This is a genomic window from Pseudomonas sp. 2,4-D (assembly GCF_030418155.1).
In the GTDB taxonomy this organism is placed as follows: Bacteria; Pseudomonadota; Gammaproteobacteria; order Pseudomonadales; family Pseudomonadaceae; genus Aquipseudomonas; species Aquipseudomonas alloputida.
The window spans coordinates 141,214-153,134 of the sequence record NZ_JAUHUI010000003.1 but is presented as its reverse complement, the minus strand read 5'-3'; the positions used below and the strand labels follow the sequence as shown (position 1 = coordinate 153,134).

Below are 11,921 nucleotides of genomic sequence, written 5' to 3'. Positions count from 1 at the left end.
AGGTGAAAAATGCGTGTTCCTGCCTTGATGATGATGGTTGCCAGCCTGGCCAGCGGCCAGGCCTGGGCCGAAGCTTGCAATGTGCTGACTCGCTCCTCCAGCGACGCCGTGACGCCGGTAGAGCGGCACACCTGTTACAGCTACAGCAACATGCCCGCCGAAGTGATCAACTGGTCATGCAGCAACGAAAGCAAGGACATGCTCAATAGCGAAAAGAGCAAGGTAGCGCGGTGTGCCGATGGGAGTGTCGGCAGCTGCATCGCTCCCCTGACCACAGAGGCATTGGCCAACCCCAAGGCAATCGGTGGCAAGAAGCCAGCGTTGCCCAACGATGCGCGGGTGATCACTTACTATTACGACACCCCGAGCCTCGGCCAGGCCCGTAGCGACTGTGAGCGAAATAACGGGGTCTGGCAGACCCACTAGGGCAAAAGGCTGGGAGCCAGCGCAAGCCCGCTCCCAGAATAAGGTCAAAGGGCGGGGCGATCGCCTGCAAGGGCAGCCCGCCTATCTGCTTCAGGGCGAGATCGGATCACTCGCTGGAAAGGTTTCATCCAGCGCATTGTCCACCGCGCTCTCGCCCGGCTTTTCACCACAATGGCAGTCCTGCATCCGGCATGGCTCACCCTTGCGGTGGCCGCTGGCGCAGGCCTCGCAGCAATAGGCCTTGCCATCGCGCTGCAAGGCATTGGCATCCACAGTGCAGGAACAGTGCGTACACGCGCAGCGTTGATCGTTCATGGCTTGCTCTCCTCGTCGTCAATCACTTCATCGGTCCAGGGCACCCCATCCAGCGGCGCGGATCGGGCCAGTTCGGCCTCGTCCAGGCCAATGCCGCCACCGATCTCATCGGCATCCACCTGGCGCAAACGCTGGTCTGCCGGGCCGCCACTGCCGCCCGGCTCGTGGGGGTCGCGGGCGCCGGTTTCGTCCAGCAGGGTGTCCGGGCTCAAATCGTCATAGGTGACATTGTCCTCATGCAGGCTGTCACTCAGCGTTTCGCCGCCGGTCATGCCACTTTGTGCCACGCGCTGGGGAGGGAACTCACGGGCGACCTCGGCGGCGGGTCGCTCGTCGCCCACACGCCCTTCGCGTTCGTCCAGGCGTTCATCGAAATCCAGTTCATGCACGCTGCCCATGCGGTCTTCAGTGTCATCGATTTCGGTGGGGGTGTATGGCTTAGGTGCGTCGGGTCGGGTCATGTGCGTTCTCCATCAGGTGGCTTCATTCGGTCGACTACGCCAGCTCACGGAAGATTCAGAGTTTTTTGAACTACCGCCTCGGCCGGCACCTCCCACCTTAGAGACGGTGATTTGCCCGGAGCCCGCCATGGCCAAGCCCTTGCAGGAATATGCGCGCAAGCGCGACTTCAACGCTACACCCGAGCCCAGCGGCAAACGCAAACGTGGCAAGCGGGCTCATGCGCTGCAGTTCTGCATCCAGAAACACGACGCCAGTCACCTGCACTACGACTTCCGCCTCGAGCTCGACGGCACCCTGAAAAGCTGGGCGATCCCCAAAGGCCCATCGCTGGACCCCAAGGTGCGCCGCCTGGCAGTGCATGTGGAGGACCATCCGTTGGACTACGCCGATTTCGAGGGGCATATCCCTGAAGGCCACTATGGTGCAGGCGATGTGATCGTCTGGGACCGCGGTATCTGGGAGCCTGAAGGCGATGCCCATGAAGCCTACGCCAAAGGCAAGCTGCGTTTCCGCCTGCAAGGCGAGAAGCTAGCCGGCGTGTGGAACCTGTTTCGCACACACCTGGCTGGCAAGAAAGAACAATGGATGTTGGTCAAGTCGCACGACGCCCAGGCGCGCAGCGAAACCGAGTACAGCATTGTCGAGGCCCTGCCAGACAGCGTGCTCAGCGAGCGCACGCTGGTGCCACGCAAATCCGCTGCAAAAAAAGCCACTGCCCCGCGCAGCAGCCGTAAACGCGCCGATAAAGTTCAGGCTGCACCCTTGCCAGCACAGCTACAGCCACAGCTGGCAACGTTGGTGGATTCTCCACCCAGCGGCGATTGGCGCTACGAAGTCAAGTTCGATGGCTACCGCATTCTGGCCCGAATCGACGGCCAGGACATCCGCCTGTTCAGCCGCAACGGCCATGACTGGAGCAGCAAGATGCCCCGGCAGGTTGCCGCCCTGCGCGCGCTCGGTATCGACACGGCTTGGCTCGATGGCGAAATGGTGGTGGCTGATGAGAATGGCATGGCTGACTTCCAGGCGTTGCAGAATGCCTTCGATACCGAGCACGACGAACGCATCACCTATTACCTGTTCGACCTGCCATTTCTGGGCGGTCAGGACCTGCGACAGCTACCGCTGCAGCAACGCCGCGATACGTTGCGCCAACTGCTTGAGCACAACCATTGCGACGTCATCAAGTATTCCGCCGACTTCGACGAACCTGTCGAATCGCTACTCGACAGTGCCTGCCGGCTGAAGCTGGAAGGCCTGATTGGCAAGCGTGCTGACAGTGTTTACAGCGGCCGCCGTAGCCCAGACTGGATCAAGCTCAAGTGCAAGCAACGCCAAGAATTCGTGATCGTCGGCTACACCGACCCCAAGGGCAGCCGCAGCGGCTTCGGTGCCCTGCTGCTGGCCCTGCACGACAATGAGAGTGGCGAGCTGCGCTATGCCGGCAAGGTTGGTACCGGCTTCAACACCACGACACTGACCAGCATCCACGCGCGGCTCAAGCCCTTGGAAATCGCCAGCCCTGCCCTGCCCTCGCCACCTGCCGGAGCCGAAGCGCGTGGTGTGCACTGGCTGCGGCCGCAGTTGTTGGCTGAAGTCGCCTTTGCCCAGATGACCCGTGACGGCATCGTGCGGCATTCGGTGTTCCACGGCCTGCGCGATGACAAGGCGGCAACCGCCATTGACCTGGAGCGCGCCATGCCCGCAAAAACTGTATCCAACCGCCACAAGCAGGCCAAGGCGTCTGAGAACCTGGGTGAACTGCGGCTGACCCACCCCGACCGGGTCATCGATCCCACCACGGGTGTGACCAAGCGCGAAGTCGCCGAGTATTACGCTGGCATCAGCCAGTGGATCCTGCCCCAGCTCAAGCACCGCCCGGTGGCATTGGTGCGCGCCCCGGACGGCCTGGGTGGCGAGCTGTTCTTCCAGAAAAACGCGGGCCAGCTGCACATACCCAACGTACTTAGTTATGAAAAGGCCGAGGCAGGCCAGGCGGCGATGGTCATCAATCGCCCGGACACGCTGCTGGGCGCGGTGCAGATGAATACGCTGGAGCTGCACACCTGGAACGCCACGGACAAGGATTTCGACAAACCGGACCGTTTTGTCCTCGACCTGGACCCTGACCCTGCGCTGCCATGGAAGGCGATGGTGGAGGCGACCCAACTGGCCCTCACCCTGCTGGACGAACTGGGCCTGAAGGTGTTCCTGAAAACCAGTGGTGGCAAGGGTATTCACGTGGTTGTGCCCTTGACCCGGCGCGCCGGCTGGGACGAAGTCAAGGACTTCAGCCACGCCATCGTCAGTTACCTGGCCAAGCTGTTTCCGGAGCGCCTGAGCGCGGTGTCGGGGCCGAAAAATCGCGTGGGACGCATCTTCATCGACTACCTGCGCAATGGCAAGGGCGCTACCACGGCGTGCGCCTATTCACTGCGAGCCCGTGACGGGCTGCCAGTATCGGTACCTATCTGGCGTGAGGAACTGGCGCAAATCAAGGCCGCCAACCAATGGAACATCACCAACCTGCACGAGCGTCTGGCGGAGGTCGACGACCCTTGGGCCGACATGGGCAAGGTACGCCAGTCGATCACCGCGCGCATGCGCAAGCAGCTAGGGCTCGAATGATGATGCCCCTGCGATTGGACACGACCCGGGAGCCACGCCCATGAGCATCGTTCAGGACTTCAACCTGACCACCCTTGACCGCCTTTTACGCGCCTTTGGCGAACGCCAGCTACCGCTCAACCTCGATACCCAATTGCCGCAACTGATCCAGGCGCTGCAAGCTGATCACCTCGACCTGCTACCGTTGCCCGGGCAAGGCAACACCTTGCGTCGCTGGCAGACCTTGGCACGGGTGGCCGGCTGTGACCTGGCACTGGCCAAGCTCTATGAGGGCCATACCGATGCCTTGGCGATCCTGGCGGAATGCGGCGCAGCGCACCACGCCAACGACGGCATCTGGGGCGTATGGGCGGCAGAGCCGCCCGATGCGCGGGTCCACATCACTGCGCGTGAAGGCGACCAGGTGCGCCTGAGTGGCACCAAGGCCTGGTGTTCCGGTGCCTTGCAGATCGATCGCGCGCTGATTACTGCCTGGGATGAGGCCGAGCAGCCGCAATTGGTGGCAATCGAGCTGTCACAGCCGAGCCAGGGCCTGAACATCGAGCACTGGCAGGCCGTTGGCATGGCCACTACCGCCAGTGTCGAGGTGGCGTTCAACGATACCCCAGGCACGCTCATCGGCGCGCCGGGCCAATACCTCTCGCGCCCTGGCTTCTGGCAAGGCGGTGCGGGTATCGCCGCCTGCTGGTACGGCGCGGCCGAGGCGCTGGCGGATTACCTGCGTGAACATTGCCGCAAACCCCGCCCAGACCCGCATGCCGATGCGCATCTGGGCGCTGTGGATGCTGCGTTGCATGGCGCCCGTGCGTCATTGCGTGAATGTGCTGCCTGGATCGATCAGCAGCCCGGTGTGGATGCCAGTTTCGAAGTTCGCCGCACCCGCGCCCAGGTAGAACAGGCCGTAGAGCAGGTCATCAGCCACGTCGGGCGTGCCTTGGGGGCCACGCCGTTCTGTCGCAGCAGTCATTTTGCCCGGCTGAGCGCCGACCTGCCGGTGTTCCTGCGTCAGAGCCACGCCGAGCGCGATCTGGCGATGCTGGGCCAACAGTTGGCCCAGTTGCCAGCCGGGGTGTGGCAACTATGAGCCAGAACCTGATCCAGGCCGCGGGTGGCACGCCTTGGGCAGCCTGGCAGCAAAGCGCGCACCTGGCGCGTGCGACCTGGCTCGACTCACGGCAACTTTGCCCGCCGGGGCGCCGACTGGTATTGATTGCGCCGCACCCGGATGACGAAATTCTCATGGCCGGCGGCCTGCTGGCAGGCTTCAAGGGGCGTGAGGATGAGCTGGTGCTGATCTCCGCCACCGACGGCGAAGGCAGCCACCCCGGCTCCAGTCACTGGACCGAACATCGCTTGCGCCGCCAGCGTCCCCAGGAAAGCCGACAGGGCCTGCAACAGCTCGACCTGGACCTTGAACGCCTGGACTGGCGCAGGCTCCATCTGAAGGACGGCCAGTTGCCGCGCGAAGAAGCGTTTCTGACCCGTCACCTCACCCAGCTACTGCGACCCGATGACCTGCTGATGACCACCTGGCGCAGTGATGGCCATTGCGATCACGAGGCCGTCGGCCGCGCCGCTGCGCAGGCAGCGGCAAGCCGTGGGGTGCACTTGGCTGAGGTACCGGTCTGGGCCTGGCACTGGGCTGAGCCTGACGACCCGCGCCTGCCATGGCCCCGTGCGCACCGCGTGCAGCTCGATGAAAGCCGTCTGGCACGCAAGCGCAAGGCCTTGGCCGCCCACGTCAGCCAGCTGCAGCCGGACGGCGAGCAGCCGCCGGTGCTACCGCCGCACCTGCTGGATTGCCTTCTGCAACCTTTCGAACTGGTGTTTCTTTGAATGGAGCTGTCATGAGCCTCGATCCACAGTATTTTGCCGAGCTATACGCCACCAATGAAGACCCTTGGGCCTTTCGCACCCGCTGGTACGAGAGGCGCAAACGCGAGCTGGTGATGGCCAGCCTGCCACGCCAGTGCTATCAGCGCGTGTTCGAGCCAGCTTGCGCAAATGGCGAGCTCAGCGCGCTGCTGGCCGAGCGTTGCGCCGAACTGCTGTGCCAGGACCTGGACCCGACGGCCGTAGGCCTGGCCCGTGAACGCCTGGCTCACGTGCACAATGCCTCGGTCGAACGGGCCCGGTTACCGGGGGACTGGCCGGGCGGCCGCTTTGACCTGATCGTGCTCAGCGAGGTGGGTTACTACCTTGATCCCACCGACTGGCTGCAGGTGATCGAACAATCGGTGGCCAGCCTTACCTACGACGGCGCGTTACTGGCATGCCACTGGAAGCACCCTATCGCGGGTTGCCCGCAGGACGGTCGCGACGTGCACCGCATGTTGACCCGGCATTTGCCGTTGCATCAGCAGTTCCGCCATGAGGAGGCGGACTTTTTGCTGGAGTACTGGTCATGCCAGCCAAGCGTTGTCGATCTCGACGAGACGTGCCCATGATTGCCGTTGTCATCCCTGCACATAACGAAGCCCGCCGCCTTGGGCGATGCCTGCGGGCAGTGCTGATCGCTGCCCAGCAGGCGCAGCATGCCGGAATGCACGTGGAAGTGCTGGTGGTACTGGACCGCTGCAGTGACGGCAGCGCCGCCGTGGCACGGCGTTTCGGCGTACATATACTGGAGGTGGATGCCGGTAATGTCGGCATGGCACGTCGCGTGGGTGCGGCGCACATGGTCGAGCGGGGCGCCACGTGGTTGGCGTGCACCGATGCGGACAGCCGGGTCCCTGCGCACTGGCTGCTGTCGCAGTTGGCCTGTAGCGCCGAGGTGGTTTGCGGCACCGTGCATGTCGAGTACTGGCAACCCTGGCAGACCGCTGCGCTGCGCAAGCTGTACCAGAGCCGCTACCAGGCGTGTGAAGGGCATCGGCATGTGCACGGCGCGAATCTGGGGGTATGTGCCGATGCTTATGAGCGTGTGGGTGGCTTCCAGCCCCTGGCGGCGCATGAAGATGTGCAACTGGTCAGTGACCTGCAGGCCAGCGGCGCCCAGATCGTCTGGACCGCCAGGCATAGTGTGGCCACCAGCAGTCGACGTGACAGCCGCGCCCGACAAGGGTTTGGTGACTACCTGGCTGGGTTGCAGGCACAGTCTTGAACTCAATGGCATTGGCCGTGTTCATGAAGCCTTTCGCGTCTTCTTCACCGGTTTCTTGCCACCCAGGCTGCGCTTGAGCAGTTCGGTCAGGTCGAGGATGTCCGCACCTTTCTCGGCCCCCCCTGCGTCGCCCTTCTCCACCGCCTCGATCTTGCCCTTGCTGGCCTTCTCTTCCACCAGGTCCATGATCGTCTGGCGGAAGGCGTCATGATAATCCTCAGGCTTCCAGGGCCCGCTCATGTCCTCTACCAGGCGCTTGGCCATCTCCAGCTCACGCTTCTCCACCTTGCTGTCGGTCACGCTGGCATCCAGCTCCAGCGTTTCCAGCCCGCGCACCTCTTCAGGCCAGCGCAAGGTGATCATCACCAGCGCATGGTCCAGAGGCCGCAGCAGCGCCAAGTGCTGCCGGGTATGCAATACCACGGTGGCCAGTGCCACCTTGCCGGTCTTTTCCAGCGTCTCGCGCAGCAAGGCGTACACCTTGCCGCCACGGCGGTCCGGGGTCAGGTAGTACGGCGTATCGAAATGCTGCAGCGGAATATCGCCCGCTTCCACAAAGGAAAAGATATCGATCGTCTGGGTCGCTTCGGGCCGGGCCTTGCGGATCTCCTCTTCACTGATCACCACATAGCGGCCCTTCTCGAACTCTACGCCCTTGACGATATTGTCCTTGTCTATTTCCTTGCCGGTCACTTTGTTCACCCGCTTGTAGCCGACCGGCTCCATGCTGCGCTTGTCCAGCCAGTCGAAGTCCACGCGCTCGGTGCGCACGGCGGTATTGAGTGCCACGGGGATGTGCACAAGGCCAAAACTGATGGCGCCTTTCCAGATTGCCCGAGCCATGAGGGTGCTCCCAGGGTTGCCTGCTGATACAAGAAGTGACTGCGCCGGGCGACAAAGGTTTAGCTGCCCTGCCCTGCGGCAACCGTCACGCCTGGCTGAACAGCACCCGCTTGAACGCTTCGGCAGCCAGGTGCACTTGTACCGCCCAATCCCCTGCGGCTTCGCTGCCGGCATCATCGGAAATGTATTTCAGGCACACGAACGGGATACCTTCGCCCCGCGCGATCAATGCCAGCACGTAGGCTTCCATGTCGACCACGTCGTAAGGTGCGTCGCCATGGTTGATCTCGAAGCTGTCACCGCTGCCACAGGTTTCCACAGCCAGGCCGGGTATTGCCGCCCCGTGTTCGAGTACCACCGGGGTGTCGGACAAGGGCGTTTCATAGCGGGCAAAGCCCAGCGCGGTCACATCCATGTCGCGTTGTACGAAGCGGTTACAGCACACGACTTCGCCCTTGCCATGACGCTGGCTGCCAGCCGAGCCCAGGTTGACGATAAGCTTGGGCCTGCGCGTTGCGATCGCCTTGGTCAGGGCGATCGCGGCATTGACCTTGCCAATGCCGGTGAACACGGTGTTCACCTCGGTAAAGACATCGCCAGCCTCGGCCTCAAGCGCAAAGACGAACAGCGTGTCATTCAGGGAAATGTCGGGGAATTGCTTGATCAGCATCATGGAGCAGGTGTTTCCGAGTGGCTGCAAAGGGCGCGGCCATTGTCGGTCAACCCGGGCTAAATGCAAGTCCCGGCAGCCACCACGGCGCGTAGCGCCTGCCCTTTGCCAAGCCCGTCTGCCCTGGCCTGTGCCAGGCAGCGCAATTGCTGGTCGGCATGGGTACCATGGCGCAGCACGTGCAGGGCGTGCTGGCAGGCGCGCTCGGCGTCCGCGCTGTCTATGGGTATCTGGGCCTGCAGTTGGGCGAGCCAGCTTTGCGCCGTGACCGGCTGCTGCTCGTGACAACCTATGAATTGTGCGTGGCGCCCATGGCGCATGGCACGCCAGTAGTTCTCCTGGGCGATCCAGCGCAATTCGCGGCTGCAGGGTAGCGGGTCATGGCGGTAGGCAATGCTGTGTTCAACCAGGTGGCGAAACAGTGCTGCAATGCACAGAACGTCCTCCAGGTTCGGGCAGCCATCGCAGATGCGCAACTCCACTGTCGGATAGCGCCGCGAAGGCCGGAGTGCCCACCAAAGGTCGCCATCGGCAGCCAGTGCACCGGTTCGCTGCAACAGGGTACGGTAGCGTTGATAGGCGGCCCAGTCTGGCAACGCTTCGGGCAAGCCCATGTGCGGCCACTCACCACAGATCACACGGCGATAGCTCATGTACCCGGTAGGCTGGCCAGCCCACAGGGGCGACGAAGTGCTCAACACCAGCAACAACGGTAACCAGGGCAAAAGGCGGTTGATCAGTTGCATGCGGTCACAAGCTGGCGGCACGCCAACGTGCACATGCAGGCCATTGAGCAGGCTACGCCTTGCCACATGGCGGTAGTCATCGAACAGCTGCTTATAGTGCCCTTGTGCCGCGGGCTTCTGCAGCAGCCACGCGGCGCAGGGGTGGCTTGCCGCAGCGTATGGCCCCATCCCCTCTTCGGCCAAGGCCACACGCAGCCGCTGGCGGCTGCGCTGGAAAAACTCACGTGCTTCATACAGGTTGGTGAACACCGGCGACGCCAGCTCGATCTGGCTGCGGAACATTTCCTGGGCGAAATAGCTGCCAAGTGCTTCACGGCAGCGCCCCATCACCGCGGGTGACGGTGTGGCCGGAACCTGACCCGAGCCCAGGTTCACCAGCAGGTACTCTTCCTCGATGCCGAACGTACAGGGCCGGATCATGCTGCCTCAGCGGCTGCGGGTAACGGTGAGCGCCACGGCGGCGATGCGCTCGACCTGTTCGTAGCCTGGCTCAGCCAGTTGCTCGCCAAATACGTCGGGGTCGATTTCCCGATACACCCAAGCCCAATCCGGACCGGCCAGGCGCAGGCGGATGGCTTCGAGCAGGGCGTCGCGGCCTTCGACAATGGCCACGCCGGTGTACAGCAGCAATGTACCGTGGCGGCTCAGCCGTTCGCGAGCCTGCTCCACGATACGCAGTGACAGGTCGGCGCCTAGCACGCCGCCACCGTGACGGTAGATGCGGGCGTTGGGGTCAAGCATGTAGGGCGGGTTGGCAACGATCAGGTCGAACGTACCGCTGATACCGTCCAGCAAGTCGCTGGGCTCGACCGACAGGTTACTCACACCCGCCAAGGCTGCATTGATTGCCGTATAGCGCAGCGCCAGGGGGTTGATGTCAACGGCGCTGACCTGCGCGTGCTGGGCGGCGCGGGCAATCAGCAAGGCGCCCACGCCGCTACCACAACCGATATCCACTGCATGCTCGACCCGCTCGGGGCAGTGCTGGAGGTGATCGCGAATGACCTGGGCAAAGCGGTAACTGTCCGGGCCGAAGAACACGGCATCGCTGGCGTCGGTTGGATACGCCGAATGCAGCAACAGTAATTCATCCAGGCTGGACCAGCGTACCGTGCTGATCAGCCGTTCACCCTGGGCACCCAACGCCTGCGCACGTTCGAGCAACAGTAACTGATCTGCCGACAGCAAACCTGGCTCGAAAGGTCGGCTCCAACCGAATATATCGCGCAGGGTGCTGGCCTGCCCGCAGCCCTCGCGGGCATTGACGCGCGCGTGGGTGGCAGGTGTCACGCAGGTAAAGCGGTATCCATCGGCGCGCAGGCGCTGTCCCAGTTGTAGCAACGCCTGGTCTGCCTCGATTTGCCTGTGAGTAAGCATCATCAACGCGGTTCCTCCTGGCGCAGCCCGGTTGCGCGCATGTAGGCGCGCGTGGCACACAAGCCGTCCGGCGTGGCGTGGCGGTTGCCGGCCATCCTCTGGATCAAGGCCTTGGGGGCCACATTCAAGGCGTCATTGGGTATATCTTCAGGCTCCTCAGGCAGCCCCCAACTGCCAGGGGATACGCGGCGGATGGACGGCTGCCAATCGTCGGCGATCCAGTCATGCCATAGCTGTTTTTCATAGGCGTTGAAAACTCCGAACATCGCCGCCGTCGGCCCGTCGATCAGCGTCCACCAGCGGCTGTTTGCTGGCGGCTGCCCTCTGCGGATCCAACCCTGAGCCTGCAATGCGGCCACGAATGCGGGCATGGCGCCGGGTTCGGCCAGCCATTGATTGATCGTGCGCTGCTGCAGGCGGCAATGGTCGGCATGCATCAACTGGCCATAGACCCGCTTGCGCTCAAGGGCTGCAAACAGTTCGCCCTGCAGGTCGAACTGGCGGATGAGGTCTGGCGTGGCGATACCTCGGTCATTCAGGCGGTAGCCTATGCGCGCTTTGGCGTAGAACGCCTGTGGATCATGCGCGGGGCTTAGCTGGTTCAGCGCCTGAATTGCCAGGCGGGCGTGGCCGCTGGCGGCATTGTCGATGGTCACGTGCAGCTGAAAATATTGCCCGTCGATGCCCAGTTCGGCCAGCTCGTACGTGGTGATCAGCAGATGCAGCGGTGGCTGCTCATAACCGAGGTTGTAGCCAACCACCTCTGGCAGGTAAGTGTCGCAGTGCTGCCCCAGGGCAAGTTGCAGGGCCCCTTGCAGATATCGCGTGTCATCCAGGGGCATGGCCTCTACGCAACCCAGGCGACCAAGCAGGCGCTGATAGATCAGCACATGGTTGCAGCGTGGATCACCGTTGCCGAGCTCTTCCAGATACGTGCGAATCAGCCCGTGATAACGTGGATCGCGCCAGTGATGCAGGGTGCCCTGTAGCCAGGCGCCATCCACGGCCTTGGTCGGCGCAACCTGTTGCAGGAACCACAATGCGTGGGCGCGGTTGGAAAAGTAACGCCGGGGCATGCCTTGACGGCGTTGTGCCCGGTAATCGGTGTAGGCCTTGGCGACCTCGGCGGTATGCTTCTTGCTCCAGGCCGGCAACTCGGACGGTGTGTCGGGCAAGTCGTCCGGCATGCTCGCGGCACCCGCCAGTTGTTCCTCCAGCCATGAGCCGCTGCCAGCATCCTGGCCTGCGAGCATTGCTTGGTAGCGTTGTCGCAGGCTGGTCGATTCGGTGACCATTGGCGCAGCACTTGCGGTATTGCGGTTCATCACCGTCATGCCGTGCTCCTTGTCTT

13 protein-coding genes are annotated in these 11,921 nt (G+C 63.2%); 6 read left to right on the top strand and 7 right to left on the bottom strand.

Annotated elements, in window-relative coordinates; all coding sequences use genetic code 11:
* The first annotated feature begins 9 nt into the window (after positions 1 to 9).
* Entirely contained in the window at positions 10 to 426 is a 417-nt protein-coding gene (locus tag QYE47_RS04525; RefSeq protein ID WP_070383928.1) for a hypothetical protein, read from the top strand.
* A gap of 90 nt (positions 427 to 516) precedes the next feature.
* Here the strand turns inward: QYE47_RS04525 and QYE47_RS04520 are convergent, their stop codons facing one another.
* A complete protein-coding gene (locus QYE47_RS04520) occupies positions 517 to 741 on the bottom strand; it encodes a metallothionein (protein ID WP_004576227.1) in 225 nt (74 codons plus the stop codon).
* Positions 738 to 1,202, bottom strand: a complete 465-nt coding sequence (locus tag QYE47_RS04515; protein WP_019438593.1) for a hypothetical protein — start codon at positions 1,200 to 1,202, stop codon at positions 738 to 740. The genes QYE47_RS04520 and QYE47_RS04515 overlap by 4 nt, the downstream gene beginning before the upstream one ends.
* A gap of 127 nt (positions 1,203 to 1,329) precedes the next feature.
* Here QYE47_RS04515 and ligD point away from each other — a divergent pair, with 127 nt between their 5' ends.
* From ligD to QYE47_RS04490, 5 genes are read left to right on the top strand one after another with little or no spacing between them, the layout of a single operon-like run.
* On the top strand, positions 1,330 to 3,831 hold the full coding sequence (ligD, locus tag QYE47_RS04510) for a DNA ligase D (protein ID WP_070383927.1): 2,502 nt from the start codon (positions 1,330 to 1,332) through the stop codon (positions 3,829 to 3,831).
* A 40-nt stretch (positions 3,832 to 3,871) separates the two neighbouring features.
* Positions 3,872 to 4,915 (top strand): acyl-CoA dehydrogenase family protein, encoded by a 1,044-nt coding sequence (locus QYE47_RS04505; RefSeq protein ID WP_014590960.1) that lies wholly within the window; start codon positions 3,872 to 3,874, stop codon positions 4,913 to 4,915.
* Positions 4,912 to 5,667, top strand: coding sequence for a PIG-L deacetylase family protein (locus tag QYE47_RS04500; protein WP_070383926.1), 756 nt, complete (start codon positions 4,912 to 4,914; stop codon positions 5,665 to 5,667). Before QYE47_RS04505 ends, QYE47_RS04500 begins: the two co-directional genes overlap by 4 nt.
* Positions 5,668 to 5,678: 11 nt before the next feature.
* Positions 5,679 to 6,278 carry a bifunctional 2-polyprenyl-6-hydroxyphenol methylase/3-demethylubiquinol 3-O-methyltransferase UbiG gene (locus QYE47_RS04495; protein WP_014590962.1) on the top strand — a complete coding sequence of 200 codons (600 nt, stop codon included), beginning with the start codon at positions 5,679 to 5,681 and terminating at the stop codon, positions 6,276 to 6,278.
* Positions 6,275 to 6,934 (top strand): glycosyltransferase family 2 protein, encoded by a 660-nt coding sequence (locus QYE47_RS04490; RefSeq protein WP_019438596.1) that lies wholly within the window; start codon positions 6,275 to 6,277, stop codon positions 6,932 to 6,934. The genes QYE47_RS04495 and QYE47_RS04490 overlap by 4 nt, the downstream gene beginning before the upstream one ends.
* 21 nt (positions 6,935 to 6,955) lie before the next feature.
* On the opposite strand, the gene QYE47_RS04485 is transcribed toward QYE47_RS04490, so the two are convergent.
* From QYE47_RS04485 to QYE47_RS04465, 5 genes are all read right to left on the bottom strand, one after another.
* Positions 6,956 to 7,777: a Ku protein gene (locus QYE47_RS04485; protein ID WP_004576232.1), complete on the bottom strand. Its 822-nt coding sequence runs from the start codon at positions 7,775 to 7,777 to the stop codon at positions 6,956 to 6,958.
* A gap of 85 nt (positions 7,778 to 7,862) precedes the next feature.
* Positions 7,863 to 8,450: a nucleosidase gene (locus QYE47_RS04480; protein ID WP_012052320.1), complete on the bottom strand. Its 588-nt coding sequence runs from the start codon at positions 8,448 to 8,450 to the stop codon at positions 7,863 to 7,865.
* 56 nt (positions 8,451 to 8,506) lie between these two features.
* Entirely contained in the window at positions 8,507 to 9,613 is a 1,107-nt protein-coding gene (locus tag QYE47_RS04475; protein WP_019438598.1) for a carboxylate-amine ligase, read from the bottom strand.
* Between the two features lie 6 nt (positions 9,614 to 9,619).
* Positions 9,620 to 10,573 (bottom strand): class I SAM-dependent methyltransferase, encoded by a 954-nt coding sequence (locus tag QYE47_RS04470; protein ID WP_014590965.1) that lies wholly within the window; start codon positions 10,571 to 10,573, stop codon positions 9,620 to 9,622.
* Positions 10,573 to 11,904: an iron-containing redox enzyme family protein gene (locus tag QYE47_RS04465; RefSeq protein ID WP_070383925.1), complete on the bottom strand. Its 1,332-nt coding sequence runs from the start codon at positions 11,902 to 11,904 to the stop codon at positions 10,573 to 10,575. Before QYE47_RS04465 ends, QYE47_RS04470 begins: the two co-directional genes overlap by 1 nt.
* Positions 11,905 to 11,921 lie beyond the last annotated feature (17 nt).

Excerpts from the sequence above, each read along its gene's own strand:
- QYE47_RS04525 (WP_070383928.1), top strand. The coding sequence starts at position 10 with ATGCGTGTTCCTGCCTTGATGATGATGGTTGCCAGCCTGGCCAGCGGC.
- QYE47_RS04520 (WP_004576227.1), bottom strand. The coding sequence starts at position 741 with ATGAACGATCAACGCTGCGCGTGTACGCACTGTTCCTGCACTGTGGAT.
- QYE47_RS04515 (WP_019438593.1), bottom strand. The coding sequence starts at position 1,202 with ATGACCCGACCCGACGCACCTAAGCCATACACCCCCACCGAAATCGAT.
- ligD (WP_070383927.1), top strand. The coding sequence starts at position 1,330 with ATGGCCAAGCCCTTGCAGGAATATGCGCGCAAGCGCGACTTCAACGCT.
- QYE47_RS04505 (WP_014590960.1), top strand. The coding sequence starts at position 3,872 with ATGAGCATCGTTCAGGACTTCAACCTGACCACCCTTGACCGCCTTTTA.
- QYE47_RS04500 (WP_070383926.1), top strand. The coding sequence starts at position 4,912 with ATGAGCCAGAACCTGATCCAGGCCGCGGGTGGCACGCCTTGGGCAGCC.
- QYE47_RS04495 (WP_014590962.1), top strand. The coding sequence starts at position 5,679 with ATGAGCCTCGATCCACAGTATTTTGCCGAGCTATACGCCACCAATGAA.
- QYE47_RS04490 (WP_019438596.1), top strand. The coding sequence starts at position 6,275 with ATGATTGCCGTTGTCATCCCTGCACATAACGAAGCCCGCCGCCTTGGG.
- QYE47_RS04485 (WP_004576232.1), bottom strand. The coding sequence starts at position 7,777 with ATGGCTCGGGCAATCTGGAAAGGCGCCATCAGTTTTGGCCTTGTGCAC.
- QYE47_RS04480 (WP_012052320.1), bottom strand. The coding sequence starts at position 8,450 with ATGATGCTGATCAAGCAATTCCCCGACATTTCCCTGAATGACACGCTG.
- QYE47_RS04475 (WP_019438598.1), bottom strand. The coding sequence starts at position 9,613 with ATGATCCGGCCCTGTACGTTCGGCATCGAGGAAGAGTACCTGCTGGTG.
- QYE47_RS04470 (WP_014590965.1), bottom strand. The coding sequence starts at position 10,573 with ATGATGCTTACTCACAGGCAAATCGAGGCAGACCAGGCGTTGCTACAA.
- QYE47_RS04465 (WP_070383925.1), bottom strand. The coding sequence starts at position 11,904 with ATGACGGTGATGAACCGCAATACCGCAAGTGCTGCGCCAATGGTCACC.